At 60.3% G+C, this 25,135-nt stretch carries 28 protein-coding genes; 8 read left to right on the forward strand and 20 right to left on the reverse strand.

Annotation, left to right across the window (positions count from 1 at the left end; genetic code table 11):
• The 3 genes from VE26_RS06315 to VE26_RS17750 all read left to right on the forward strand — a co-directional run bounded on the left by VE26_RS06315 (position 1) and on the right by VE26_RS17750 (position 2,121).
• A complete protein-coding gene (locus VE26_RS06315; protein WP_046104209.1) occupies positions 1-780 on the forward strand; it encodes a TatD family hydrolase in 780 nt (259 codons plus the stop codon).
• Positions 777-1,616, forward strand: coding sequence for an MBL fold metallo-hydrolase (locus VE26_RS06320; protein ID WP_046104210.1), 840 nt, complete (start codon positions 777-779; stop codon positions 1,614-1,616). Before VE26_RS06315 ends, VE26_RS06320 begins: the two co-directional genes overlap by 4 nt.
• A gap of 241 nt (positions 1,617-1,857) precedes the next feature.
• Entirely contained in the window at positions 1,858-2,121 is a 264-nt protein-coding gene (locus VE26_RS17750) for a hypothetical protein (protein ID WP_152658737.1), read from the forward strand.
• A 210-nt stretch (positions 2,122-2,331) separates the two neighbouring features.
• Here the strand turns inward: VE26_RS17750 and VE26_RS06325 are convergent, their stop codons facing one another.
• From VE26_RS06325 to VE26_RS06360, 7 genes are all read right to left on the reverse strand, one after another.
• Positions 2,332-3,783 (reverse strand): rolling circle replication-associated protein, encoded by a 1,452-nt coding sequence (locus VE26_RS06325; RefSeq protein WP_425283826.1) that lies wholly within the window; start codon positions 3,781-3,783, stop codon positions 2,332-2,334.
• Complete coding sequence (locus tag VE26_RS06330) at positions 3,710-3,889, reverse strand: hypothetical protein (protein WP_046104212.1); 180 nt, start codon at positions 3,887-3,889, stop codon at positions 3,710-3,712. Before VE26_RS06330 ends, VE26_RS06325 begins: the two co-directional genes overlap by 74 nt.
• Before the next feature lie 92 nt (positions 3,890-3,981).
• Entirely contained in the window at positions 3,982-4,521 is a 540-nt protein-coding gene (locus VE26_RS06335) for a M15 family metallopeptidase (protein WP_160297813.1), read from the reverse strand.
• A gap of 1 nt (position 4,522) precedes the next feature.
• Complete coding sequence (locus tag VE26_RS18030) at positions 4,523-5,134, reverse strand: hypothetical protein (protein ID WP_046104214.1); 612 nt, start codon at positions 5,132-5,134, stop codon at positions 4,523-4,525.
• 6 nt (positions 5,135-5,140) lie between these two features.
• The gene (locus tag VE26_RS06345; protein WP_152658740.1) at positions 5,141-6,814 is read right to left on the reverse strand and encodes a hypothetical protein; all 1,674 of its coding nucleotides are present in this window, start codon (positions 6,812-6,814) and stop codon (positions 5,141-5,143) included.
• Between the two features lie 192 nt (positions 6,815-7,006).
• Entirely contained in the window at positions 7,007-7,693 is a 687-nt protein-coding gene (locus VE26_RS06355) for a hypothetical protein (RefSeq protein ID WP_046104217.1), read from the reverse strand.
• Complete coding sequence (locus VE26_RS06360) at positions 7,693-7,923, reverse strand: hypothetical protein (protein ID WP_046104218.1); 231 nt, start codon at positions 7,921-7,923, stop codon at positions 7,693-7,695. The genes VE26_RS06355 and VE26_RS06360 overlap by 1 nt, the downstream gene beginning before the upstream one ends.
• Before the next feature lie 186 nt (positions 7,924-8,109).
• On the opposite strand from VE26_RS06360, the gene mazG reads away from it, so the two are divergent.
• Positions 8,110-8,919 (forward strand): nucleoside triphosphate pyrophosphohydrolase, encoded by an 810-nt coding sequence (mazG, locus tag VE26_RS06365; RefSeq protein WP_046104219.1) that lies wholly within the window; start codon positions 8,110-8,112, stop codon positions 8,917-8,919.
• On the opposite strand, the gene hflX is transcribed toward mazG, so the two are convergent.
• The 10 genes from hflX to VE26_RS06415 form a co-directional block, all read right to left on the reverse strand.
• Positions 8,916-10,283: a GTPase HflX gene (gene hflX, locus VE26_RS06370; protein ID WP_084620044.1), complete on the reverse strand. Its 1,368-nt coding sequence runs from the start codon at positions 10,281-10,283 to the stop codon at positions 8,916-8,918. The two genes, mazG and hflX, sit on opposite strands and share 4 nt — an antisense overlap.
• A gap of 9 nt (positions 10,284-10,292) precedes the next feature.
• A complete protein-coding gene (gene hfq / locus VE26_RS06375; RefSeq protein WP_046104220.1) occupies positions 10,293-10,544 on the reverse strand; it encodes an RNA chaperone Hfq in 252 nt (83 codons plus the stop codon).
• Positions 10,545-10,727: 183 nt separating this feature from the next.
• Complete coding sequence (gene ntrX, locus VE26_RS06380) at positions 10,728-12,110, reverse strand: nitrogen assimilation response regulator NtrX (RefSeq protein ID WP_046104221.1); 1,383 nt, start codon at positions 12,108-12,110, stop codon at positions 10,728-10,730.
• On the reverse strand, positions 12,111-14,441 hold the full coding sequence (locus VE26_RS06385) for a sensor histidine kinase NtrY-like (RefSeq protein ID WP_084620046.1): 2,331 nt from the start codon (positions 14,439-14,441) through the stop codon (positions 12,111-12,113).
• Positions 14,442-14,603: 162 nt separating this feature from the next.
• Positions 14,604-15,692, reverse strand: a complete 1,089-nt coding sequence (gene flhB / locus VE26_RS06390) for a flagellar biosynthesis protein FlhB (RefSeq protein WP_046104222.1) — start codon at positions 15,690-15,692, stop codon at positions 14,604-14,606.
• A 3-nt stretch (positions 15,693-15,695) separates the two neighbouring features.
• On the reverse strand, positions 15,696-16,463 hold the full coding sequence (gene fliR, locus VE26_RS06395) for a flagellar biosynthetic protein FliR (RefSeq protein ID WP_046104223.1): 768 nt from the start codon (positions 16,461-16,463) through the stop codon (positions 15,696-15,698).
• Between the two features lies 1 nt (position 16,464).
• Complete coding sequence (gene fliQ, locus VE26_RS06400; RefSeq protein ID WP_046104224.1) at positions 16,465-16,731, reverse strand: flagellar biosynthesis protein FliQ; 267 nt, start codon at positions 16,729-16,731, stop codon at positions 16,465-16,467.
• 102 nt (positions 16,732-16,833) lie between these two features.
• On the reverse strand, positions 16,834-17,163 hold the full coding sequence (gene fliE / locus VE26_RS06405) for a flagellar hook-basal body complex protein FliE (protein ID WP_152658741.1): 330 nt from the start codon (positions 17,161-17,163) through the stop codon (positions 16,834-16,836).
• Positions 17,164-17,186: 23 nt separating this feature from the next.
• Positions 17,187-17,597 (reverse strand): flagellar basal body rod protein FlgC, encoded by a 411-nt coding sequence (flgC, locus tag VE26_RS06410; RefSeq protein WP_046104225.1) that lies wholly within the window; start codon positions 17,595-17,597, stop codon positions 17,187-17,189.
• 11 nt (positions 17,598-17,608) lie between these two features.
• Positions 17,609-18,010: a flagellar basal body rod protein FlgB gene (locus VE26_RS06415; protein WP_046104226.1), complete on the reverse strand. Its 402-nt coding sequence runs from the start codon at positions 18,008-18,010 to the stop codon at positions 17,609-17,611.
• 230 nt (positions 18,011-18,240) lie between these two features.
• Between VE26_RS06415 and VE26_RS06420 the strand changes: the two genes are divergently transcribed.
• Both VE26_RS06420 and fliP read left to right on the forward strand, forming a co-directional pair.
• Positions 18,241-18,885 (forward strand): flagellar biosynthetic protein FliO, encoded by a 645-nt coding sequence (locus VE26_RS06420; RefSeq protein WP_046104227.1) that lies wholly within the window; start codon positions 18,241-18,243, stop codon positions 18,883-18,885.
• Between the two features lie 43 nt (positions 18,886-18,928).
• The gene (fliP, locus tag VE26_RS06425) at positions 18,929-19,639 is read left to right on the forward strand and encodes a flagellar type III secretion system pore protein FliP (protein ID WP_244465640.1); all 711 of its coding nucleotides are present in this window, start codon (positions 18,929-18,931) and stop codon (positions 19,637-19,639) included.
• 20 nt (positions 19,640-19,659) lie between these two features.
• Here the strand turns inward: fliP and ntrC are convergent, their stop codons facing one another.
• From ntrC to dusB, 3 genes are read right to left on the reverse strand one after another with little or no spacing between them, the layout of a single operon-like run.
• Positions 19,660-21,108 (reverse strand): nitrogen regulation protein NR(I), encoded by a 1,449-nt coding sequence (ntrC, locus tag VE26_RS06430; protein WP_046104228.1) that lies wholly within the window; start codon positions 21,106-21,108, stop codon positions 19,660-19,662.
• On the reverse strand, positions 21,105-22,241 hold the full coding sequence (locus VE26_RS06435; protein ID WP_046105097.1) for a two-component system sensor histidine kinase NtrB: 1,137 nt from the start codon (positions 22,239-22,241) through the stop codon (positions 21,105-21,107). The genes ntrC and VE26_RS06435 overlap by 4 nt, the downstream gene beginning before the upstream one ends.
• Positions 22,238-23,239, reverse strand: a complete 1,002-nt coding sequence (dusB, locus tag VE26_RS06440; protein ID WP_084620048.1) for a tRNA dihydrouridine synthase DusB — start codon at positions 23,237-23,239, stop codon at positions 22,238-22,240. The genes VE26_RS06435 and dusB overlap by 4 nt, the downstream gene beginning before the upstream one ends.
• Before the next feature lie 178 nt (positions 23,240-23,417).
• Between dusB and VE26_RS06445 the strand changes: the two genes are divergently transcribed.
• Positions 23,418-24,608, forward strand: a complete 1,191-nt coding sequence (locus VE26_RS06445; protein WP_046104230.1) for a bifunctional 2-C-methyl-D-erythritol 4-phosphate cytidylyltransferase/2-C-methyl-D-erythritol 2,4-cyclodiphosphate synthase — start codon at positions 23,418-23,420, stop codon at positions 24,606-24,608.
• Positions 24,609-25,109, forward strand: a complete 501-nt coding sequence (locus VE26_RS06450) for a CinA family protein (protein ID WP_084620050.1) — start codon at positions 24,609-24,611, stop codon at positions 25,107-25,109.
• Positions 25,110-25,135: the final 26 nt, after the last annotated feature.

Raw genomic sequence — 25,135 nt, forward strand, 5'->3', positions numbered from 1 at the left:
ATGCTGATCGATAGCCATTGCCACCTCGACTTCGAGGCTCTGTCCGCCGATCTGGACGGGGTCATGGCGCGCTGTGCGGCGGCTGGCGTCAGCGGCATGGTGACGATTTCCACAAGGGTGGATAACTTTTCCACCTATGCCGGCCTCGCGGAACGTTTCGACAACGTCTGGTGCTCCGTGGGCACGCATCCGCATCACGCCGACCAGGAATTGCATATAGAAATCGAGGACTTGGTTCGGCTAAGCGCCCATGCGCGCTGCGTTGCCATCGGCGAAGCGGGCCTCGATTACTTCTACGACAATGCCCCGCGCGAGGCCCAGGCCATCGGCCTGCGCCGCCATATCGCCGCAGCGCGAATCACAGGTCTTCCACTGGTTATCCACAGCCGCGCCGCCGACGAGGACATGGCTGCGATCCTCGAGGAAGAGACCGGGCAGGGGGCCTTCCCCTTCGTGCTCCACTGTTTCACCGCCGGCATGGCTCTCGCTGAAACCGCGCTAAGTCTTGGTGGCTACATATCTTTTTCCGGTATTGTCACATTCCGCAACGCTCAGGAAATTCAGGCCGTCGCCAAAATGGTCCCGGCCGATCGCTATCTGGTCGAGACGGACGCCCCATACCTGGCGCCGATCCCGCATCGCGGTCAGTCCAACGAGCCCAGTTTCGTGCGCCACACGGCCGAAAAAGTTGCGGAATTACGGGGGCTTAGCCTTGAGCAGGTTGGCCAGGAAACCACGGCGAATTTTGCCCGTCTGTTCTCCAAGACCGGCTTGAGATGATGGCGAAACCGGACCGGATTATCGCGACCATTCTGGGCTGTGGATCCTCCGGCGGCGTGCCGCGCATCGGCAATGACTGGGGCGTGTGCGACCCCACCGAGCCGCGTAACCGCCGGCGCCGCTGTGCCTTGCTCATAGAGGCTTGGCGTGACGGAATTAGCGAACCGACACGGGTACTTATCGACACCGGAGCCGATATCCGCGAGCAGCTTCTGGACGCTCGGGTAGACCGCGTCGACGCCGTTTTCTACACGCATGAACATGCCGACCACACCCATGGCATCGACGATCTTCGCGTCCTGGCACTGCACAATCGCCGCCGCGTCGACGTCTATTTCACCACTGAATGCGGCCAACGTATCCGCGAGGCTTTCGGTTATTGCTTCACCACGCCCGTGGGAAGCAGCTACCCGCCGATCCTCAACGCGCACGAAATCGAGCCAGGTCACATGCTGAGCATCGACGGGCCTGGCGGCAGTCTGGAACTTCTGGCTTTCGAGCAACAGCACGGAGATATCACGTCGCTCGGCTTCCGCGTGCATGACTTCGCCTATAGCTGTGATCTGTCTGGGTTTTCCGACACGTCCCATGAGGCTTTGCAAGGCCTTGCGCTCTGGGTGCTCGATGCCTTGCGACCGACGCCGCATCCGAGCCATTTGAGCTTGGGCGAAAGCCTTGATCTGATTGCGCAGTTCCGTCCGCGACAGGCAGTGCTTACGGACATGCACATCGACCTCGATTACGCCGCCACCGATGCGGCGACGCCGGACAACGTCACACCGGCCTTCGACGGCATGCGTATCGACGTTCTCACGGGTCAAATTCTCAATCGCTGAGGCTGACTTATCCTCGGGCGATAAGTACATGCTAGTCTGGCCAGCGTTATCACCGCGATCCTGTGACACCCCAAAACGAACGCATAAAAGTTCCATAATATATATTATGCGAACCATAACCCGCCAAAACCGTTGCGGTGATTTGCGGGATTTGTCAACACCGTGGCTCACCGCATCGGGCCTCGCTACAGCGCTATTTGATAAGCGCGCATTGGCCCGATGTCTCCCACCGAGGAAGCCAATGCGTCCGCACAAGTATTTTGTTTGCGTCAATGAGTTAAGCGAGATTTTTGCCGTGGTGAAAGGCCAAGCGGCGGCCCGCAAATTATGTGCCGGCCGCCGCTCTTATTGGTCTTTTCGTTCCGAACTTGATGCACAGGAATTTGCATCATGGTGGACCTACGAGGCCCCGTTACGCGCAGCCGCATGGAAAGCGGACTTTGACAGGCGCGAAGCCGAACGCAGGGCCGCGCTAAAGGCGGTCGGCGTACGGCCTTTGGTCTAGCAGCCGAATTTTGTGCCCTTCCACGGCACAAACCGTTTTCCGCTTCCTCCGCCGCCTTTGGGCTTATTGTCCTTTGGCCGCGCCTTGCACATAGGACTGTCCGCCTTTTCGCGCACCTGATTAGGTGACCTCTCTTTGGTCGGGCTGGCGGTTTTTGCCTTGGTATTATTGGGCGCTGATATGACGAGCTTGGAGCGGAGGTGTTGCGGGTTACGGCTGGCCCCCCGGACCGGGTCTGGCGCCACCGGCACCGTCCCCGGATTGTCGGGGATAGTGTTTGTTCCACGTGCCAACGGGGCCGAGCCGTTCACCGTCCCCACGTAGTTGGTCGAGATCGTCGCATTCGCCCTGGCGGAAACGCTGCCACTCATCGACGCTTTGGAACCGGTGATAATTGGCGAGGGCGCTACAGGCGTCTTCATACCATTGACGACTGTGCTGCCAATGCCCCGGTGGGTCCCCGAAGACTTGCTGACACTGCTCCCACTTGGCGACGAGGCGCTCGTGGTAATGGACGTCTTGTTCGTGTCTCTGTCTTTCTTCGCCATCGCCAAACCCCTTGAAATAGACGTTCCACCAGTTGCACTCCGCAAAGAACGGGTCCCATGCGGCATATTTGTTGGGCTCTTCCGGAGCCCTTTGGAATGGGAGCGGCTTGCCGTCTTCCAGCATCTGGAATTTTGTTTCGGCTTGCCATTCAGCCACGCCGATCTCGGTTGCGTATTCTTCCGAGACGACGCGCCCCCATTCCTCGTAGAGGTCGACAAGCGGGCTTGCTGGCCGCTTTTGGTCGCCGTTGCGTTCCGCCCACGTTGCTATGAAGTGGTCTAGGAACATTTCGAGGGGCCTATCCTTGAGCCAGAAGGGAATAACTTCCCTGCCCCCAGCCTTTTTGCGTCTTGTGACGCCCGGGAACTTGTATTCCGGGCTTTGGGGGGCGATTTCGGCCTCGACCATGCGTTCGGCCAGCTGCTCAAAATAGGCCATTCCGAGAGGCGGCTTTTTGCTTTGCGCGCAATGATATTGCCGCCCCTCATGGTCCAATTCCTTGAGGACGTAATAGCAGACGTATTGGATAGTCTGTTGCGTCACAGGTTGGACAAAGGCGAAGCCGTGAGGCCAAAGCCATGAAGGTTCGCCGGTTTGCGGGTCCATAACGGCCCGCTTGTTTTCGTCTACCCGCACCCAGTTGAAGCGCTGTTCATCGGAGGCGCGGGTTAGCCATTCGCCGTATTGGTCCCATCCGGCGAAGTCCGGCACCTTGTCTTGCCAGAACAGGATCAGGTGCCAGTGTGCCCTGCCCTTATCGCTCCCATATTCGCCGGTTACGAAGTAACGCACGGGGTAGCCGTGACGGCGCAGGAGCTTGAGGAATTTCTGAACGTCAGAATAGGTCAGGAGCACAGAGCGCTCGTGGAGAACGTCCCCAGCGCTATTACGGCCATACGTCAGGTTGATCACATGACAGGCTTTGGCCGTTTTACTTTCCGCTATGCAGCGCCCGATCCAATCGTTACGGGTCCGGGCTTTGCATAGCGAGCAGTTGCGACACGCGATTTGCGTACCGTCTGCGAGGTATCCCGGTGATTTACACATCAGGGTACGCGACCCTTTCAGCGCGCTCGCGGTAATACCTTTTATCCACGTACCTATCGTGCTCATCAGGCAGAGCCTCCCACAGGGAGGCGGCGTGATGAGGTTCGCAGGCTTGCACCTCCTCGAAAAGGGCTTTGGCGATCCGCTCAATCAATTCCCGGTCTTTTTGCATTTGATTCTCCTATCGCGTGTCACTAACTGCATATGGGGACAAGGTATGTATGGGGCCGGGCGGATTTTGGATCCAAAATCCGCCCGGCATGCTCACTTGGCCGCTAACGTGGCCTGTTGCGCCAAAGCGGCCTCAAGCCGCTTTTTCCAGTTGCGTTCCCACTTTTCGATGCGCGGGAACGGGAAGTCTGCGGCCTGAACTTTCCAGTCCGCGACCTGCCAATGGGCCGGATCATAGAAATCCGGCCAGTTACCACCCCAGACGAGGTTCAGCCCCTTCTGGGTGACAAGCTCCTGGCCGATATGACCGACCAGCCGCCATTGATCGCGGTTTAAATTCCAGCCGCGAACGCCATGCACCAAGTCTGCCGCGCACCCGAAGGGGTGCGGACCCTGCCCGGCCCGAGCCTTGGAGAAGCCTTGCTCGAAAAGCTGGTTCTGCCGCTCGTCTGAACGCCAGACCTCACTTGCGAACATGGGGACACCATGCTTTGCCATACGCTTAGGAAGCACGCGGACGAACTCGACAATGTCGGGGTGCGCCCCTTCGAGCTTGGCCCGCTTCTGCTGATCAGCGTACCGCTGCGACTGGAGAAATGGCCTGTCGACCATTTCCCTCAGCGCGGCTTGCAAATCACTTGGCGGACTTGGAGGCTCCGCTAGCTCCGGAGGTAGCTCCTTCGTCGGATGCCGCCCCGCCGCTTTCAGGTTCGGTGTCGCCCTGATTTGCTGCTCCCTTCGCTCCCTTGCTTCCCGCAGGAGCGTTTGCAGACTTTTCCGTTGCTGTTGCATCGCCGTTCTCCTTGTCACGTGCGGCCTTTTCGGCCCGAAGATCATCCAGAAGCTGGCGGGTTTCCGCCTCTCGCTGCTCAAGTTTCAGGCGGGCAATGGCCTGAATGCGCTCGAACTGCGTAAGCTCTGGCGACTTCGTGAAATCGAGCTCGACAAAGGACGCTTCGTCGCTTTCGTAGACGAGGTGCGGACCTTCGTCCGTATAAAGCCACACCTCGCCGTCGCTCGTTGGCTGGACCTGACAGGGGCCATCGACAATGAATTCGATGGTTTCATGCCCGGCTTGGACGCAGGCGAGGAAATAGACATTTCCGTCCTGGACCACGTCGAAACGGGTTTCCCGTTCGCAGTTGAATTCGAGGCGCACTTTGCGCGCCTCCTGCCGGTCGAGGTTCAGGGCCATGCCGGAAGGCATGACCATGAACTTGGAGATTTTGCCGATCTTGATAGCCATTTGCGCTTACTCCGCCTGAATGCGGTCGACGGGAGCTTTTTCCGCGACCTTGTCATAATTGCCGGTCGCCTCAATGAGACCAGCGCCGAACTGCGTAAGACCGTTCAGGACGCAATTGCCCATCGCGGTGTATTCGAAGGGGTCTCCGACCTCATTGAGGAACGGCTTGGTATGGATGGACCGGCAGATATAGAAATCCTGCGTCAGGCCGGGATTGACCTGCTCGACAGCCCAAATGCGCTGGCGCGCTTCATCAAAGCTGGTATTGGCCGCAGGCCGCAGGAACTTGCCACCAACCTTCGGACCGGACGCGTTCCATTTCCAGTTCATGGGCGCATAGCCGAACCGCCCGTTCGGGCTTGCGTGGTCCGTGTCGATTTCCTTGTTAAGAACGATATCGACCGGCTGCGGATCGAGCGTGTCCCGCAGCGCGTCCGGCAGGTGCTTAAACGTATCGCCCTGGCGCTCGTCATTGGTCATGAAGAACGGGTCAGCCTGCCGCTCGAACAACTGGTCCGGCAGGATCTCAACCAGAACCATGACAACGCCGCCCGTCCGCAGTTGCGGGACGCGCAGGTTAAGGTTGACGCGGGCCGCGCCGGACACGGCGCTTTCATCGAGGTTGCCCGCGTCGGTGGCATAGCGCTTCGCCTGGCCAAACCGAACGGTTCGATCCGCAATCATAATCGGATGCCGGAGCGCCATGTCGGGAATGGATAGGCCCGACATCAACATGTCGACGAGCCATTCGTCGTCAATGTCATGCCCCTCGAATTGCTGCCGCAGCCGCGCGAAGGCTTGCGTTTTCTTGGCCAATTCGAGATTGGCGAGCGAAATGGTGACGCCGCCTTGCTGCATTTCGGCATAAATATCCGGGACGAAATAGCCGCCCGGACCCGACACACCACGCATCCAAAAGAAGTTGGGACTGCTCGTCGTGGTCGACATGCCGATGCCGTAATTCGTCACCTGCGCGTCTCCGCCGCGCATTGTCTCACGGACCTGAAGAGGCCCGCTCTGGCCCACGGCCACGGTCGGCACACCAATGCCCGAAATGGGGAGACGCTGCTCCACGATATTCAAGGCGACTTCGCCCTCGAACATCGCATCATCGAAGTCAGGCACGATGTGGGCAAAGCGCGAATGCTGCCAGAAAGCCGGGGCGAGGGAAGTATCGTCGAGCAGACGCTCGTCGAGGTGACGGGAACGGTTTGCCGCGCGATAATTCCAGATCAGGTTATACGCCTTGCGATACCAGTTGTTGACCTGCGCACCCACGGGGGCATGCATGCCCAGCGCCTTGTATATCGGGTCTTGACCATGGGCGGGCATGGCATGGGTTTCGAAGAACGGCACAGTAGCGCCGCCGTTGATCTTGGCGCGGCCCGCCCACGAGCGATTGAACTGATCTTCCGATCCCTCGAACCGGGGGTCCGCCAGCCACGGCACGAGCCACGCTGTAACCCGGGCGTTAACCGGGTTCATGAGGATCTCTTTTGTCTCGAGCATTTCCAAGTTAATGGAAATGGCCCCGCGCAGAGCGTCTTCACGGAGCATCGGGATTGCTGCCACTGGCTGGCACACTCCCGGCATGGTGCTGGACAGCACCGCAACCGCATGATTGCGGTTGGTACGAGGAAACGAAAGTTCCTCAACTGACATTCGATTGACGTTCTTCACTTGGTTCTCCTATTTGTGAGACGTGTTACTTTTTTCCAGACACGCGCGATTGCCTTCCGACGACGCGCGCAGGCCTTGCAGGGGGTTCTTTTCATGTGGACTAAACCGATGTTTAGGTTCGGCCTGAACTTGCTGGCGCTCACCGCCATGGCCGTATTAGTGCTGACCATGGCGGGCGGTATCAGCTGGTGATCAGAACCCGCCCCCGGTTTTGACGACGACGCCGTCTTGACGAAGGCGAGCGCTAGAATTCTGCTGGACCATCTCGCCCCAAGACTTGACGATACGGTCAAACCCGCCGCCGCCGCGCAGAGGCTCCGCCTCAACCGAAGCGCGGTTGTACTCCTGCAGGATTTGCCAGTGATCCGAGAGCATTACGCCGATACCGGCGATAGCTCCGCCCCACTCGCCCCAGCGATCTTCAAAGTCTCCGCCGTCCGAGGTCCCCTCGTCCTTGGCGAGTTTGCGCCCGCCGACAAACAGGTCTGTCGTCTTGAGACCCCCGGAATTAATGACGAGCGACGACCCCGCGCCGGACGTTCTGGCGCTTGTCGAAGCTACTGCGCCAGCACCAGGTCCAGACGTGTCGCCGGAACCGGTCGCAGCTTGCCCGACGCCCGGCCCGGAACCGGGCGCATTGCGCCCGTCGACGCGAAGCACATTGTCGCCAACGACGACATATGAAAGGCCGGGCGTGGACGCCGCAGCCACACCGGCATTTGCGAAATGCGGGAGCGCCGCAGCGCCCGCGCCTTCCATCGCTTCCGAGCGTAGCTCATTGCTTTTGTGGGTACCGGAATTGTCGTACCCACCGCCGCCACGCGTCCAACTCATTTGGTTGAACGGGTTGGCGTCGTCGTCAATCCAGTAGCCGCTCATCAGAGGGCGTTCCGGTTGACGAAGTTGGTAACGGCCTTGTCCTTCGCCATGCGCAGCGTGACGAAGTGGGCGACCCAATCATAGGCGAGCCCCACGCCCGCGATGACAAATGCGCCGGTCGCATGCGACAGGTCCGCATTAAGCCCGTAGGCAATCATCGGCCCCGCGACTGCGGTGCCGATGCGAGGCAGCAGCGGCTCCAACAGATACTTTTTGATTGCATTCTGCAATTGTGTCCCCTTTCGATACAATCGAGCGGGGTTATGGGGCGCGGGTCTATATATTATGCGAACTAATGCTTTGCCGTTTTGGGGCGGAACATTCTCATAGACCCCACTGCCGATGGCAAAAGTGCTGAACCCTGACGAGATGCGCGATATGGTGCGCCGACGATTCAGCCACCCGAGAACCATCCCATGCAGCCGTCCCGCGATATCTCCCGACTGATCGAAATCATGGCAGCGCTCCGCAATCCGGATGGCGGCTGCCCATGGGACCTTGAGCAGGATTTTCGGTCGATCCGTCACTACACGATCGAAGAGGCATATGAAGTTGCCGACGCCATAGAGCGCGAGGATTTCGTCGATCTGCGCGAGGAATTGGGCGACCTGCTCTTGCAGCCGATCTATCACGCGCAAATGGCCAAGGAGGCTGGCCACTTCGACATTGGCGACGTCGTCTATGCCATCACCGAGAAGCTGATCCGTCGACATCCACACGTCTTCGGCGACGTTATTGCGGACGGCGCCGACGATGCACAGGACCGCTGGGAAGCCATCAAGGTGGGCGAGCGCGCCCAGAAGGCCGCACGCAAGGGCGATACGGAACCGTCCGTCCTTGATGACGTGCCACAAGTCCTGCCCGCCCTCGCCCGTGCGGAAAAGCTCACCAAGCGGGCCGCCAAAGTCGGCTTCGATTGGCCGGACCTGCCTGCCGTTCGGGCAAAGGTGGCAGAGGAGCTGGCAGAGGTCGCCGACGCCGAGTTATCGGGCGATGCGGCGGCCATTCATGAGGAAGTCGGCGATCTGCTGTTTGCCGTGGCCAATCTGGCCCGCAAGGCCGGAATTGATCCTGAAGCCGCCCTGCGTGATGCCAACTCGAAGTTCACCCGCCGTTTTCATCACGTCGAAGCGCGGTGCCGCGAAGACGCCATCGCCCCTGAAGCGGCCGGCTTGGAGCGGCTGGACGGCTATTGGAACGAGATCCGGGCGCGCGACAAGTCCTAGATTTCGCTTGTTGCGATCCTGCCGTTGAAGCGTTCGAGAAAGGCCGAGCGATGGCGTGGATCGACGCGCACGACGAAGTCGGAGCCCTTCTCCGTAGGCTCGTCCCGGGAAATCACTTCGGCATGATTGTGCAGCCAGCCAATATCGCTGCCTGCCGTGTGCGGCACGTGCACGTGATATGTCCGGCTTTGCTCACCCAGTGACGTTTCGATCTGCAGAAGCAATTGATCGACACCCTGCCCCGTATGCGCCGAAAGCGGCAGGGTGGCGAGCACCTTGCCCACGGGCGTCGCCGCCGCAAGAACCAGGCCAGGCTCATCCAGGAGGTCGATCTTGTTCCAGACCTCGATTATCGGCGTTACCTCCGACGAGACGCCAAGTTCTTCGAGGACAGTCAACACGTCCTGGGCCTGTGCGGCGTGATCGGGATTGGCGATGTCGCGCACATGCAGAATGATGTCGGCGTCGGTAACCTCTTCGAGCGTGGCGCGAAACGCAGCCACCAAATCATGCGGCAGATCAGCGACGAAGCCCACAGTGTCACTGAGCATGACTTCGCGACCATGAGGGAGCTCGATCTTGCGAACCGTAGTGTCCAGCGTAGCGAACAGCAGGTCTTCGGCAAACACCCCTGCCCCGGTCAAGCGATTGAAAAGGCTCGACTTGCCGGCATTGGTGTAGCCGACTAGGGCGACCACAGGGATCTGTGCCCGTGTTCGCTGGCTACGCTGCTGGGCACGTGTCTTCTTGACCTTGTCCAGCCTGGCTTCAAGCAAAGCGATGCGGTCGCTGATTTGCCGGCGGTCGCTTTCGATCTGGGTTTCACCAGGACCGCCCATGAACCCCATGCCGCCGCTGCCACGCTGGCGTTCGAGGTGGGTCCAGGAGCGCACGAGACGCCCCTTCTGATAATTAAGATGGGCGAGTTCGACCTGCAGCACACCCTCTCTAGTGGCGGCGCGCTCTCCGAAAATTTCAAGGATCAGAGCGGTTCGGTCGAGAACCTTTGTGCCGGTCTCCCGCTCAAGATTGCGTTGCTGGATCGGGGACAAGGCTGCATCGACCAGAAGCAGTTCGATATGCTCGGCCTTGACTCGTTCCGCGAGCGCCTCGACATGGCCTGCGCCCATATAGGTCGCGGGCCGAATTTCGCGCACCTTGACCACTTCGGAAAAGGCGATATCAAGCCTGATTGCGCCTGCCAGGCCCTCGAATTCGGCCTGTCGGGCATCAATGTCGTGAGAACTCAATTTTCCACGAACGTCTGGGCAGACAAGGCCAGTGCGGGTCGGCTTTTCCTGCCGATCTATATACGGCTTGGGGCCGCCCGAAATGGCGTCCCCGTCCTCGTCAAACTCGCCCATGTAAATCCGTCAGTCGTGATCTTGATTTTGCTCGGGATCGAAAAGCTGGATCGGCGCCCCGGGCATGATCGTTGAGATGGCGTGCTTATAAACCAGTTGCGACTGCGCGTCACGCCGAAGCAGCAGGCAGAAATTATCGAACCAGGTGATGACACCCTGGAGCTTGACGCCGTTCACCAGGAAGATGGTAACCGGGACCTTCTGCTTTCTGACGTGATTGAGAAAGGAATCCTGCAGGTTTTGCTGCTTTTCGCTAGCCATTCGTGGCCTCTTTTATCGCGGCATTGATTGTCGCTGTTGTCGTCGCAGTATTTTGCGCCCGGACCCAAGGAACTGCCGCCCAGTTCTTCATGCCCGGATTTCTCTTATGTCTCGCACTATGGCACACAAGGTTCGTGATGCCTACCCGCGCCGCATGCATGGCACGAAAGCATTCTCATCTGGTTACAAGCCGAGCGATTTGATCTTTCGATGCAAGGCGCTGCGCTCCATGCCGACGAACTCGGCCGTCTTGGAAATATTGCCGCCGAACCGCTCGATCTGCGCCAGCAGGTATTGCCGCTCGAAAACCTCCCGCGCCTCTCGGAGCGGCAGGCTCATCAGATGGGCGGACGAATCCGTGTCGCCCACTGTGGGAAGCACCTCGCCGATGTCGGACGGCAGCATGGTGGCTGTAATCACTCCGTCCTCGGGCTGTTGGTCCTTCATCAGGATGAGCAGGCGCTCAATCGAATTGCGCAATTGCCGCGCGTTGCCAGGCCAGTCCTGTGCCTGCAGCACCGCCATTGCGTCCAAACCGATCGTCAGGCGCTGCAAATTGTGCATGCGGCAGACCTGGTCGATGAACACGGAGACCAGCGGCGGCACGTCCTCTCGTCGATCACGCAGCGGCGTCAATGGCAGGGGAACGATGGATAGCCGGTGGAAGAGATCGGACCGGAACTCGCCGGCATCGATCTGCGAGGCCACGTTCTGCGAACTCGATGCAATGATCCGCACATCGATCGGCACGGCCTGCGATCCGCCGACCCGGTTGAAGCGGTTTTCGACCAGTGTGCGCAGCAGCGCAGCCTGTACGGGCTGCGGAAGCGTCGTGACCTCGGAGAGATACAGCGTGCCTCCATGTGCGCGTTCAAGAGCACCGACTTCGACCTTGAGCAGTCCGGTCTTCTCCCGCTGTTCCCGACCAAAGAGCACGACGGCAACTTCGTCCGGGGCATAAAGCGACGCATTGATCTCGACAAAGGGCGCGTTGGTTCGCGGGCTGCGATGGTGAATCAACCGCGCAACCAGGCCTTTGCCGGCGCCTGAGGGGCCGGAAATGAAGATGCGCGAATTGGTGGGCGCGGACTTTTCAATTATCGCCTTAACCTGTTGCAAGGCCGGAGACGAACCCACCATTTCGGCACTCTTGCTGGGCGAACGCTCCTTGAGCTCGGCCACTTCGCTTCTGAGGCGCGTTGCTTCCATCGCCCGCTGTGTGATGTGCAGCAGCCTGTCGATCTTGAAGGGCTTCTCGATATAGTCGTATGCGCCGCGACGGATGGCGGAAACCGCCGTCTCGACATTGCCATGCCCGGAGATCATCACCACGGGCATATCCGGATGCTGGCTTTGAAACACATCCAGCAATTGCAGTCCGTCGAGACGCGAACCCTGCATCCATATGTCCAGGAAGACCAGGCTCGGACGCCGCCGCGCGATTTCGTTAAGCCCGCTGTCGGCGTCATGTGCCTGGCGGGTTTCGAAGCCTTCGTCATCGAGAATGCCCGCGATCAGGTCGCGGATATCGTCCTCGTCATCGATAATCAGGATGTCCAAAGCCATTTACTTATGAATAGCCGCAGCAAGACGCGGCTCCTCCTTGTGGGACGACATTGCCGCAGAGGCGGCTTCGTCCTCGCTTGAATTGCTAGCAGGGGAATGCATCGGCAGCGTAAAGGTGACGCAGGCACCCACCCTGCCCTGCGGGTCGGGCTCGGCATCGATCAGTTCCACGATGCCGCCATGCTGTTCGATGATGCGCGCGACAATGGCAAGGCCTAGTCCGGTGCCCTTTTCGCGCGTGGTCATGTAAGGTTCGAGCAGCCGTTGGCGGTTCTCCTTGGGCCACCCCTTGCCATTGTCCGACACCGCGATGCGCGCGTGTTTTCCTTCGATATGGGCTTCGACGGTGATCGTAGGCTGCCAATCCTCGGACAAGGCCAGCCCCTCGAACGCCTCCACGGCATTTTTGATCAGATTTGTAAGGACTTGCGACACAAGTCTGGTGTCAAACCAGGCTTCGATGGCGTCTTCGGGGAGCAGCGTGACGATATTGACTTCTGGCAGGCGCACGCTTTCGAGGAACACGGCCTGCCGCACCGTATCACTGAGATCCGCGATTTCCGGGGCAGATTCAGGCATGCGCGCAAAGGAAGAAAACTCGTCCACCATGCGACCGATGTCGCCCACCTGACGGACAATCGTGTTGATGCATTTCTCGAATACTTCCCGGTCGTCCTCGAGCTTGTTTCCATAGCGCCGACGCAGACGCTCCGCAGACAGCTGAATGGGCGTCAGCGGGTTCTTGATCTCGTGGGCGATCCGGCGAGCGACGTCCGCCCACGCACTGGTGCGCTGCGCCGATTCCAGATCGGTAATGTCGTCGAACGTCAGTACATAGCCCTTGGACTCGGTGATCGTGCCTTCGCGTGTCAGCTGTACCTGGTAGATTCGGCGGTCCGTTTCGTTGCCCAATTGGATCTGATCGCGAACCTGACCACGGCGCGCCGAGCGAGCCTTCTCCATCGTCGGGGCGATCTCGGGAAGGATGTCTTCCATTTTCTCGCCCATCAGCTCGATTTCGCTCTTGCCCAGCATGTCGCACGCGCGTGCATTGACCAGGGTAACGGCTCCATAGGGATCAAGTCCGATGATCCCCGCCGAGACGCCCTCCACCACTGCCTCGGTAAATTGGCGCCTTTTCTCGTTGACCTCGTTGGCCTTCAATAGCTCCTCGCGCTGCGTCTTGAGTTGCTGCGTCATGCGGTTGAAGCCGTTGGACAGGTCACGAAGATCGCCCCTGCCCTCCTGCACCGGCACCTGCACGTCGAGGTCGCCGCCGCTGACCCGGCGCGATGCGATCATCAGGTTTCGGATCGGATCCACGAAGCGGTTCGCCAGTGCGATCCCGATCCACAGAGCGGCCAGAAGCAAGACCACAGCCAGACCCACATACATGATCGTAAAGGTGATCTGAAACACAAGGCGGTTGGAGGCATACTGACGATATTCAGTGATATTCTCGTCAGTTAGCCGCATATATTGAAGTACTTCCGCATCGACCGGACGCACCACGAACAAATAGGTTTCCTCGTAGCCACGCAGCTTGACGATCGATCCGATGAACTGCGTGGAACCGGGCGCGATCTGTGTCGGAATGCCCTCCACCACGCCCTCGGTAATGTCTGGAGGCGGCCTCGGATAATTGCTGCCGACCGAAATCTGCGCCCGCATGATTTCCGCACCCGACCGGTCGAGCAGTGACGTGTAGGGCAATGAACGGGTCACAGCCAGGGCCGTCAGCACGCGCTCGAACCGCTGCGGATCGCTCTCATAGGTGTTGCGGGCTTGTTCGAGTTCGGACGCGACCCAGATGATATCGTCCCGCAGGACCTGAGCGTGCTCGAGCATGTATGACCGCGCCACAAGCCGCGAACTTTCGACCATGGACCGCGTCCGTTCGGAGAACCATTGGTCGAGACCCTGATTGAGCGCGATGGTCGCCACCACGGCCACCAGTGCCGCCGGCACTCCGGCCACCACTGCAAACATGGTCACCATGCGGACCTGCATGCCGGACCCTGGAACCCGGCGCATGCGGGCCTGAACCAGCAGCATGGCCTCGGTGACCACCAGCGCGATCACGAGGAGGACCAAAAGCCCCGTAACGATCCAGATCACCGTCCAAATTCCGGGCGACGGCTCGATCCCGGTTGTTCCCGACAGGATCAGGAACGAGATCGTCGACATCAGCACAGACGCACACACCACCACGAAGCCGAGCACGCGCAGGGAGCGGTTCTGCTCCATTCCGAACCGGGGAATCCGCCACCTTGGCGCCTTCTGCGGACGTTCGGCGGTCTCATCCATTGGTGGGGTGACCACATCGGTCATGAACTGGCTACATCTCCTGTTTGCCCGGCGCCATTGGCGGCGGCATCTGTCCCGTCGTGCCAAATGACCTAGGCCCGAGGTGAAGAGGAAGCCTGACCCAATTCGGCGGACCCTTCAAGAGAATTGTTGCCAAAATGTGACACTGACGTGTCACGGGTTCTGTCAGGCCCCAGCTTTCCAGCCGGAACTAGGCTTTTTCAGCTTCATCACGAACCCGATGACCTCCGCTACCGCCTTGAAATGTTCATTGGGAATGGCTTCATCGACCTCGACGGAGGCGAACAGCGCACGGGCCAAGGGCGGATTTTCGACAATGGGCACATCATTTTCCGTTGCCACTGCACGAATGCGCAGGGCCACCGCGTCGGCTCCCTTGGCGACACACTTGGGTGCAGCCATCGACTTGTCGTACTTCAGCGCAACGGCAAAGTGGGTCGGGTTCGTCACCACCACTGTGGCGTCAGGCACTGCTGACATCATTCGCTTTCTGGCACGATCCTGACGCAGCTGACGGATTCGACCCTTCACGTGCGGGTCACCCTCCATTTGCTTATATTCCTCGCGCGTCTCCTGGACTGTCATCATCTGGCGCTTCCACCATTTCTGGCGGACGTAGAAATAATCGGCGGCTGCAACAGCCGTAACGATCGCCAGGGTGGCTGCAAAGATCTTGATACCGATTTCCTGGAAATCGAGCAGGATGAAGAGTGGATCGGCTGTGACCATCGTATCGAGCCGATCTCGCTCGGGCCAGCAGACGACCACAACGACGGTGCCCACCACCGCGATCTTGAACAGCCCCTTGGCGAAATTGACCAGGGCCTCGGTGGAGAAGAGGCGCTTCGCGCCCGAGAGGGGCGATATCTTGGAGAGTTTTGGTGTCACCGGCTCCGCGGACCAGACCGGCTTATGCTGGATCAGGTTGGCCACCACGCCACACACATAGAGAACCGAGAGCGGCGCAAGGACGACGACCAACATGGTCACCGCCAGGCCATTGAAAAAATCGGCAAAGCCGGAGCCTGTAAGGTCGAACTGGTCGGCATTCATGAGGGCAAGGCTCAAGGTCGCGCTGAGATGTGCGCTTGCCCACGGAGCCATGGCCGTGAAGACGATGGCCGATCCGAGCAGCATGAACCAGGTGGTCACCTCCTGGCTCTTGGCAACATCGCCCTTTTTGTGCGCGTCCTCGAGCTTTTTGTGGGAGGGGTCTTCTGTTTTGGAGTCCTTGTCAGGGGCTTCATCGGACATCGATCACCCCCTCCACATCGCGAGATGGTTCTCGAATGCCGTGAGATACCAACCCATCATCATTGTCAGCAAAATGGCGAACAGCAGCAGGCCGACAATGATATTGGCGGGCATGAGCACGAAGTAGACCTGCAATTGCGGCATCAACCGCGCCAGGATGCCCGCGCCGAGATTGAACACGAGACCGAACACGATGAACGGGGCCGACATCTGCACCCCAACGGTGAATGCGCCAGAAACCGTGCGCACGGCAAGCTGCATGGCATCCTCGAACATCAGCGGGTCGGTCGGCGAAAACACCATGTAGCTGTCGTAGATCGCCGCCAGCGCCATGTGATGAAGGTCGGTCGCAAAGATCAGCGTGACGCCCAAAAACGAAAGAAAGCTGGCAAAAACCGCACTTTGCATGCCGCTCATCGTCGGGTCGGCGGCGAGCGCGCCGGAAAGACCCGTCTGGAAAGCCACGATGGCACCGGCAACCTGGGTCGCCATCACGGTAATGCGGATAATGGCGCCGATGATAAGCCCGACCGCCAGCTCATGCGCCAGAAGACCCACACTGCCCCCCAGGTCTGCCGGCATCGCGGGCAGCACTTCTGACAGCAGCGGGAACAGCACCAGGGTAAAGGCGAGCGCAAAGCTGAGCCGCATCCGGACCGGTATCATCTGCTCGCCCAATGCGGGCATGAGCATCATCATCGCCCCGATGCGGGCAAAGAGAATAATGTAGGTAAAAGCCGTGGCTGGGAGCCAGTCGAGGCTGATCGTCACCTCAGAAGCCCACGATGATCATGTCCACGACGCGATCCATATAGGCGGACATGGTAGCGCCCAAAAAAGGAAGCGCAATCAGCATCGTGATGAAAATGGCGATGATCTTGGGCACGAAGACCAAGGTCATTTCCTGAATTTGGGTCAGGGCCTGGAACAGCGCGATCACGACGCCGACGATAAGCCCGACCAGCATCATCGGCATGGATACGATGAGCAGGGTCCAGATGCCCTGGGTGGCAATATCGAGGACTTCCGCGCCGGTCATAACGGGCTTTCCAGTGGAATCACGAAACCAGACTATACCCCCGACGGCTGGGGTGCATCGCGGTCACGGGCAAGTTTGCGATCCATCCACGACAAGTTGCCGTCAGATCGGCATACGCATGATTTCTTCATAGGCGGAGATCACGCGATCGCGGATCGTCACCATGCTTTCGATAGCCATTTCGGTTTCCGACAATGCGGTGACCATGTCCACGACATTGGCCTTGCCGTTGACCATGTCCATGGCCATCTGGTCCGAAGTCTTGCCCTGCTCGACGACGCCCTGCACATTCTGCGCCAGGATGTCGGCGAAATTGGCGCCCTCGCTGGCTTTGGCGGTCAGGTCGGTACTTGGGCGCGCCGCCTGGTTGATCAGCCGGCTCGCATTGCCGTAGGCGGCTGTAGCTGCGTTGAACGGTGTAGAAATTGCCATCTCGGTATGCCCCTATGTTGCCGTCAGCCGCGCAAGATATCGAGCGTGCGCCCGAGCATCTGGCGGGTCACGGTGACGACGTTGAGATTGGCCTCGTAGCTGCGCTGGGCTTCGCGCATGTCCACGGTTTCGATCAATGTGTTTACGTTCGGATACTGCACATAGCCGGTTGCATCGGCTGCGGGGTGGCCAGGCTCGTATCGCGATGTGAAGTCGCTCATGTCGTAGGCCATTCGCCCCACCTCGACCACGCGGCCGCCGACCTCGTTGTCGAACACAGTCTGAAAGGTAGGAATGCGACGGCGATATGGCTCGTCGCCAGGAGCCTTGCCTGCAGAATCGGCATTGGCGATGTTTTCGGCGATGACGCGCATACGCGCCGTCTGGGCCTGAAGGCCTGTTGCCGCAATCCGAAGGGAGGAATTGAAATCCATGACCGGCCTCCTCAGGCGTTCTTGCCGAGCGCGACGCGCAGGATACGAACTGACTTCTGGTAAAGACTGGTGGCGGCCTGGTAGTCCATCATGTTGGTGGTGACCTTCATCATCTCTTCTTCGAGCGTGATGCCGTTGCCTTCCGGCGTAATCTCGAAATTGGCCATGCGCTGGGCATCGAAGCCACCGACGCCTGACGAGACCGAAAAATGCATCGGCTGGGTCGCCGAGGTGGACAGCGATGCCGAACTGAAGGCGCTCATTGTCCCGGAATCGAACTGCTTGAGGTCGCGGCCGCGATAACCGGGGGTCTCGGCATTGGCGACATTTTCAGCAAGCAAGCCTTGCCGGGTCTGATGCCAGCGCATTTTATCGGTCAGCGCCGAAAAAACCGGCATGTCCATGAGGCCCATCGGCCGCGCTCCCCAAACCATCCAGATAGGCAAATCTTGCCGATTGATGGTTAATCAAGCGTTAACGAAGCCCTGTCATGCACTGCACTGGCCTCGCAATCTGCACAATTGCTGCGATAAGTAGGCAGGAAATGCCGGTGGCGGATTCGTCTTCGGCGCGCCGGCTGTCTGTCGGCTAGAATCGGATACAAGCGTCCAAAAGACTTTGGACGCGGTTTGGAGCTCGGGCCTTGCAATTCATTTCCAGCCTCTTCGGCGGCAGCGGCAACACTGTCCTGACAATGCTCTTCGCCCTCGGCGCGGTGATCGTCCTGATTGTTCTCGCCGTCTGGCTGCTCAAGGTCCTGTCCAAGGTGTCGGGAAACAGCGTGCGGGGGCGAAATCGCCGCCTGGCCGTCATCGACACTCTGGTGATCGACCAGAAGCGGCAATTGATGATTGTACGGCGTGACAATGTCGAACATCTCATTCTCACGGGCGGCGCACACGATGTCGTTGTCGAGACGGGTATTCCCGTCGAGGAAACTGTCGCCCCTGCTGGCCGTCGTCCCGTTCAACAGCCCATGGCGCGCCGCAGCGGCCCCACGACGCCTCCACCCGTTGTCGATACCGTCCGCCCCAATGCCCCTGCGCCAAGGCGCGAGCCGGAAACGCTGCTGGATCAGCTTCAGCAATCTGGCCATGCCGGCGATCGCAAGACGCGGGTGTCGCTGCGCCAGACCGGCCTGCTGCGGCCACTGGGCCCTGAAACAGGGCAAAACCCAGACATAAGAAGCGTAGTCGCGACCGACTCAGCTAAACAGGGCGAGAGAAGCGGGACCAGCGAAGGCGCGGCGCTTGAGCACGACGGCAGCAACGAAGCCAATAGAGGCTGAACCAGCCCCCGGGCGCCCTTGGCGCCTGGTTCTACCGTGCGTATTGGCCGGTCTCTTGGTCTTTGCCTTCTCGGTTGGCGTGAGCGCCCAGGACCTCAGCATCGACTTCGGCGACGAAACGACCCTGACGGAAAGGGCGATCCAGCTCATCGGGCTGATCACCCTTCTGTCTCTGGCGCCCTCCATCCTGGTGATGGTCACCAGCTTCACCCGCATCGTGGTCGTCCTGTCGCTGCTGCGCACGGCGATCGGCCTGCAGACGGCGCCGCCGAATTCGGTGATGATCTCGCTCGCGCTGTTTCTCACTCTGTTCATCATGCAGCCCGTGCTCCAGCAGAGCTACGACCAAGGCATTGCTCCGCTCATGGCCGGCCAGATCGAGATCGGAGAGGCCTTCGAAGCGGGCGCGGCACCGATCCATGAATTCATGCGCGCCAATGTGCGTGACAAGGATCTCGAGCTCTTTTTCGACCTGACAAATGCCGAGCCGCCCGAGGTGCCCGAGGCCATCCCGCTGCAATTGCTCGTGCCAGCCTTCATGATCTCGGAATTGCGGCGCGCTTTCGAAATCGGCTTCCTGCTTTTCCTGCCCTTCGTCGTCATCGACATGGTCGTGGCATCGGTGTTGATGAGCATGGGCATGATGATGCTGCCCCCCGTGGTCATCTCCCTGCCGTTCAAGCTCATTTTCTTTGTGCTGGTAGACGGCTGGTACCTGGTCGCAGGCTCGCTGGTCCGCAGCTTTACCGGGTAGCAAGCCAGGCCCCCCTACCTTCACCCACCGCGCCGGCTATGCTTGACGATCTCGATGCTGTGCGTCCGGATCTTCTTGCGCAGGGTGTTGCGATTGAGCCCGAGCAGGTCCGCGGCCTTGATCTGGTTGCCGCCGCAGGCATTGAGCGCCATGGCGATCAATGGCGCTTCCACCTTGTCGATAACCCGCTGATAAAGGCCGGCCGGTGGCAGGTTCGGCTCGTATTCGCGCAGGATCTGGCCGACATGTGTCTCCACGGCCATGGAAATGTCCACCGGGCCCGAGCCACCCGACACGCTCGGACGATCGCTGATATTGAGCTCGTTCTGGACGATTTCGGGTGAAATCTGCTCGTCCGCATAAAGCGCCGACAAGCGCCGGACGAGATTCTCCAGTTCGCGGATGTTGCCGGGCCAGGAATAGTTCTGCATCAGGCGGATGGCATCGGACGAAATGGTCTTCGGTGCTTCACCCTCGCGTTGCGCCAGCCTGAGGAAGTGCTGCGTCAGATCGGGAATATCGTCGACCCGTTCCCGCAGCGGCGGCAGTCGGATCGGCACAACGTTAAGGCGGTAGTACAGGTCCTCGCGGAACAGACCCTGCCGGATCATCTGGCTGAGGTCGCGATGGGTGGCGGCGACGATGCGCACATTGGTCTTGATGGCACTGCGCCCCCCGACCATGGTGTACTCGCCTTCCTGCAAAACGCGCAGCAATCGTGTCTGTGCATCCATCGGCATGTCGCCGATCTCGTCCAGAAACAGCGTGCCGCCTTCCGCCTGCTCGAACCGACCCGATGAGCGCGTATTGGCGCCGGTGAAGGCACCCTTTTCGTGCCCGAACAATTCTGCTTCGATGAGGTCGCGTGGAATGGCGGCCATGTTGATGGCAACAAATGGGCCGTTGCGGCGCTTGCCGAAGTCATGCAGAGCCCGCGCGACCAGCTCCTTGCCCGTGCCGCTCTCGCCGGTGATCATGACGGTGAGGTCCGTCTGCATCAGCCGGGCCAAGGCGCGATAGATGTCCTGCATGGCGGTCGACCGGCCGACCAGCGGCATCGTCTCGCCGGCCTCCTCTGCCTTTCGTTCGGCTGCGCTGGGCTTCTTGGCGTCGGCCAGCGCGCGCGCCACGACCGAAAGCACTTCGGTGATGTCGAATGGCTTCGGCAGATACTCGTATGCCCCTACTTCCGAGGCGCGAATGGCCGTCATGAATGTGTTCTGCGCACTCATCACGATCATGGGCAGGTCAGGCCGCAGCTTCTTGATCTTGGGCATAACCTCGAAGGCATTGCCGTCAGGCATGGCGACGTCGGTGATGAGAATATCCCCCTCCCCGCGGCTGACCCAATTCCACATGGTCGATATGTTGCCGGTCGGGCGCACCTCATATCCGGCCCGCGTCAGGGCCTGGTTGAGCACCATGCGGATGGCGGCATCGTCATCGGCGAGCAGAACGACATGGCTCATGGGTTCGAACCCTCTTCGGCTTCGGCTTTAATTTCAAAGGGTCCACTGGCAACCGGCAGCAGGATGCGGAAGCGGGTTCGGCCTGGACGACTATCGCAGTCGATCACCCCACCATGGTCACCGACGATCTTGGCAACCAGCGCCAGTCCGAGGCCCGAGCCATTGGTCTTGGTGGTCACGAACGGATCGAACAGGAACGGCAGGATATCCTGCGGCACGCCCGGTCCATTGTCCTCGATGAGGATTTCGAGCGGTAGCGAGATGCGTTCGGCGACGCCAGCCACGCTGATGCGAATACCCGGTCGAAACGCGGTCGAAATCCGGATTTCGGGCTTCTGTGTCCGTTCGAGCGCTTCAGACGCATTCTTGATGAGATTGAGAAAAATCTGGATGAGCTGATCCCGATTGCCGAAAACCGGCGGCAGCGAGGGATCATATTCTTCCGAGAACGTGATGCCGCGCGCAACGCCATTGCGGGCCAGCAGCTTCACCCGATCGAGCACCACGTGGATATTGATCGGCTCGCGCTCCAGCGGACGCTCATCTCCGAACACTTCCACCCGGTCGATCAGCCCGACGATCCGGTCGGTTTCCTCCCGGATCAGCCGGGCCAGCGGCACTTCTTCGGATGGAACCGACTGCTCGAGAAGCTGTGCCGCCCCACGGATGCCTGACAAAGGGTTTTTGATTTCGTGGGCCAGCATCGAGGCAAGCCCAGTGACCGATCGCGCCGCTCCGCGCGATACCATCTGGCGGTCGATCTTGTCCGCCATGGTCCGCTCCTGGATCAGCACCGCCACCCGTCCGTCATTGTCAGAAATAGGGCTGGCAAAGACGTCGGCGATCCGCTCGTCACCGAAGCGCGAAGACCCGACCCGAACCCGGTATTCCGTCATCGGCGCCCGGCGCATGCTCACCGTTTCGACTAGGGAGATGATCGGCGAACCGAAGGCGATGAGGTCATCCAGGTTTTGCCGTGTGAGAACGCTGAGCGAAGCACCAAAGAAAGCTTCGGCTGCGTAGTTCACGAAAAGGATGCCCCGCTTCTCGTCGAGTACCAGGATCGGTTGCGGCAGCGCCTGCAGGACCGCGCGTGCCGGCACGGAATCGACGTCGAGACTGGGGGCGGTCATGCCGCAGCCCTCCATTGGCCGGAAAATAAAGTGTCGATCAGCGACAGAACCTGCTTGGGATCATCATTGTCCAGCAGGCTGGAGCGTGTCGGCTTATCGAAGGCAAGGCCTGCGGCTTCGGCGTACCAGCCCAGGTGCTTGCGCGCTGCCCGCAGCCCGACGTCGACGCCATAATCGCTCAGCATGTCGCTATAGTGCTGCTGAATGAGGGCGACGAGCGCCTTGCCCTGCGGCGCGGGCTCAATCGGTCGTCCTTCCAGTGCGGCGCCGATCTGCCCGACGCGCCAGGGTTGGCCCTGGGCCCCCCGACCCAGCATGACCGCCGCCGCGCCGGACTGCTCCAGAGCCTCTTTTGCCGAGTCTGCATCGACGATGTCGCCATTGACGACAACAGGAACAGCAACGGCGTCAACCACGGCACGCACCAATTGCCAGCGCGCCACGCCTTTGTAGAATTGCTGCCGCGTCCGTCCATGGACCGTGATCATCTGCGCTCCGGCGTCGACTGCCAGGCGCGCGATTTGTGGCGCGTTGAGGCTATCGTCGTCCCAGCCCAGGCGCATCTTGACGGTCACCGGACGGCTCGTGGCCTTCACGACGGCCTCGACGATAGCCAGCGCCTGGTCGGGCACGCGCATCAGCGCCGACCCCGCATATCCGCTGGTCACGCGCTTGGCGGGGCAGCCGAAATTGATGTCGATGATGTTGGCTCCCGACGCTTCGGCGATCCGGGCGCCCTCGGCCATCCAGCCGGGCTCGCAGCCGGCCAGTTGCACTATGTGCGGCAATTGGCCGGAACGGCTGAGCTTGCGCACCATATCCCCATGACCGGTGCTGAGGGCCGCGCTGGCCACCATCTCGGACACCACCATGCCGGCGCCATAACGCTCCGCAATCTCGCGAAACGGCCTGTCCGTGATGCCAGCCATAGGCGCAAGGAGGGCGCGGTTGCGGAACGCATGCCCCCCAATGCTTAATGCGCAGGCACTATTTGCCACGAAATGCCCCAGAAATGGTCAAAGTCGAAATGGTGCCCGCACAATAATCATTTTGGACTGTCGCGCAACCGCTTCAAGTGCAGACTGCTAATGAAATCAGCCCTGCTCTTGCCGCATGGCTAGGCGGGCGATAGACCGGTATGAACATGACGGTCCCCAGCTCAGTGCCTATATATTCATGCGTTCAAAATCCATAGCCGTCATTGTCGTCGCAGCGGGAAAAGGCGAGCGCATGGGCACGGACGGTAACGCCGTCCCCAAGCAATACCGGGCGCTTGCGGGAATTCCCGTGCTGGTCCGGACGATCAAGGCCTTTCTTGCTCATCCACAGGTGACGCAGGTCCTCCCGGTCATCAACAGCGACCACGCTGACCGCTATGAGGCTCTCGGCCTGTCCGACCGGCGGCTGTTGCCGCCCGTGCATGGGGGTGCCAGCCGTCAGGCCTCGGTGCTTGAGGGGCTAAAGGCCCTCGCCCCGTCACGGCCGGACCTGGTGCTTATCCAGGATGCTGCGCGCCCCTTTGTCAGTGCCGATCTCATCGGTGATGTCATAGAAATCCTTCAGTCCTATGACGGCGCCCTGCCCGGCCTGCCCCTCACGGACACGGTCAAGCGGAGCCTGGACGGCAAGGAAGTTGTGGCGACAGAGGATCGCCGGCAGTTGTCCGCTGCCCAGACCCCGCAGGGCTTCCGCTTTGGTCAGATCTTATCGGCGCATATGCGCGCAGGCTCGGTGCGTCGCGACTTTACCGACGATGCCGAGATTGCCGAATGGGCCGGACTCCGCGTCGCCATGGTTACAGGCGATCCCAACAATATCAAACTCACGCACCCGGAAGACTTCGTCCGCGGTGAACAAATCCTCATGGGAGGCCGGAGCATGGAAACCCGCATCGGAACGGGTTACGACGTTCATTCCTTCGAACCCGGCGACGCCGTCTGGCTCGGGGGCGTCCGCATCCCCCATAGTGCAAGGCTCAACGGCCACTCAGACGCAGACGTCGCTCTTCACGCCCTGACCGACGCGCTTCTGGGCGCCATCGGCGAAGGGGATATCGGCGTGCACTTCCCGCCCAGCGATATGCAGTGGAAAGGCGCCGCGTCGACCATATTTTTGCGCCACGCTGCCGATCTCATCGCCAGGCAAGGCGGCCGGATTGTCAATTGCGACGTGACAATCGTTGCAGAAGCGCCGAGGATTGCGACACACGCCCCGGCCATGTGCGCGGTGATCGCCGAGACCCTGGGAATTTCGGCGAGCCGCGTGGCGGTCAAGGCAACAACGAACGAAAAGCTCGGTTTCATCGGGCGGGAGGAAGGGATCGTGGCAATGGCAAGTGCAAGCGTGGAAGTGCCGAGGATCGACTGAATGGCAGTTAAGGCAAAACCCGATACGGGCAACCAGATCATCGACATTCTGACCGCAAACAAACAGACCCTGGTCACGGCCGAAAGCTGTACCGGCGGCATGATCGCGGCAGCGCTCACCGATATTCCCGGTGCTTCCGCAGCGCTTTATGGCGGCTATGTCACTTATGCCAATGCTGCAAAGTCGCGCATGATCCAGGTGCAGCCACGCCTGATCCGCGACTATGGCGCGGTGAGCAATCAAGTGGCGCGCGCCATGGCCGATGGTGCGAGAAACACTGCCCGGGTGGATTACGCTGTTGCCGTCACCGGCATTGCTGGGCCCGATGGCGGTAGCGAGAAGAAGCCGGTGGGTCTCGTCTATGTTGCCGTGTCTTCCGAATTGGCGACTGTCGTTATCGAGCACCGCTTCGGCGATATCGGCCGAGATGCTGTGCGCAAGGCGACGGTTCAGGCGGCGCTCGACCTGGTGCTTCAGGTCCTAACCAGCGATCCGGCATAGGCAGGCAGCCCACTACCCAAAATTAC

The organism is Devosia chinhatensis (assembly GCF_000969445.1).
In the GTDB taxonomy this organism is placed as follows: Bacteria; Pseudomonadota; Alphaproteobacteria; order Rhizobiales; family Devosiaceae; genus Devosia; species Devosia chinhatensis.

What these genes read in the sequence shown, in the direction of transcription:
- VE26_RS06315 (WP_046104209.1), top strand. Translation starts at nt 1, where the DNA reads ATGCTGATCGATAGCCATTGCCACCTCGACTTCGAGGCTCTGTCCGCC.
- VE26_RS06320 (WP_046104210.1), top strand. Translation starts at nt 777, where the DNA reads ATGATGGCGAAACCGGACCGGATTATCGCGACCATTCTGGGCTGTGGA.
- VE26_RS17750 (WP_152658737.1), top strand. Translation starts at nt 1,858, where the DNA reads ATGCGTCCGCACAAGTATTTTGTTTGCGTCAATGAGTTAAGCGAGATT.
- VE26_RS06325 (WP_425283826.1), bottom strand. Translation starts at nt 3,783, where the DNA reads ATGAGCACGATAGGTACGTGGATAAAAGGTATTACCGCGAGCGCGCTG.
- VE26_RS06330 (WP_046104212.1), bottom strand. Translation starts at nt 3,889, where the DNA reads ATGCAAAAAGACCGGGAATTGATTGAGCGGATCGCCAAAGCCCTTTTC.
- VE26_RS18030 (WP_046104214.1), bottom strand. Translation starts at nt 5,134, where the DNA reads ATGGCTATCAAGATCGGCAAAATCTCCAAGTTCATGGTCATGCCTTCC.
- VE26_RS06355 (WP_046104217.1), bottom strand. Translation starts at nt 7,693, where the DNA reads ATGAGCGGCTACTGGATTGACGACGACGCCAACCCGTTCAACCAAATG.
- mazG (WP_046104219.1), top strand. Translation starts at nt 8,110, where the DNA reads ATGCAGCCGTCCCGCGATATCTCCCGACTGATCGAAATCATGGCAGCG.
- hflX (WP_084620044.1), bottom strand. Translation starts at nt 10,283, where the DNA reads ATGGGCGAGTTTGACGAGGACGGGGACGCCATTTCGGGCGGCCCCAAG.
- hfq (WP_046104220.1), bottom strand. Translation starts at nt 10,544, where the DNA reads ATGGCTAGCGAAAAGCAGCAAAACCTGCAGGATTCCTTTCTCAATCAC.
- ntrX (WP_046104221.1), bottom strand. Translation starts at nt 12,110, where the DNA reads ATGGCTTTGGACATCCTGATTATCGATGACGAGGACGATATCCGCGAC.
- VE26_RS06385 (WP_084620046.1), bottom strand. Translation starts at nt 14,441, where the DNA reads ATGACCGATGTGGTCACCCCACCAATGGATGAGACCGCCGAACGTCCG.
- flhB (WP_046104222.1), bottom strand. Translation starts at nt 15,692, where the DNA reads ATGTCCGATGAAGCCCCTGACAAGGACTCCAAAACAGAAGACCCCTCC.
- fliQ (WP_046104224.1), bottom strand. Translation starts at nt 16,731, where the DNA reads ATGACCGGCGCGGAAGTCCTCGATATTGCCACCCAGGGCATCTGGACC.
- fliE (WP_152658741.1), bottom strand. Translation starts at nt 17,163, where the DNA reads ATGGCAATTTCTACACCGTTCAACGCAGCTACAGCCGCCTACGGCAAT.
- flgC (WP_046104225.1), bottom strand. Translation starts at nt 17,597, where the DNA reads ATGGATTTCAATTCCTCCCTTCGGATTGCGGCAACAGGCCTTCAGGCC.
- VE26_RS06415 (WP_046104226.1), bottom strand. Translation starts at nt 18,010, where the DNA reads ATGGGCCTCATGGACATGCCGGTTTTTTCGGCGCTGACCGATAAAATG.
- ntrC (WP_046104228.1), bottom strand. Translation starts at nt 21,108, where the DNA reads ATGAGCCATGTCGTTCTGCTCGCCGATGACGATGCCGCCATCCGCATG.
- VE26_RS06435 (WP_046105097.1), bottom strand. Translation starts at nt 22,241, where the DNA reads ATGACCGCCCCCAGTCTCGACGTCGATTCCGTGCCGGCACGCGCGGTC.
- VE26_RS06445 (WP_046104230.1), top strand. Translation starts at nt 23,418, where the DNA reads ATGCGTTCAAAATCCATAGCCGTCATTGTCGTCGCAGCGGGAAAAGGC.
- VE26_RS06450 (WP_084620050.1), top strand. Translation starts at nt 24,609, where the DNA reads ATGGCAGTTAAGGCAAAACCCGATACGGGCAACCAGATCATCGACATT.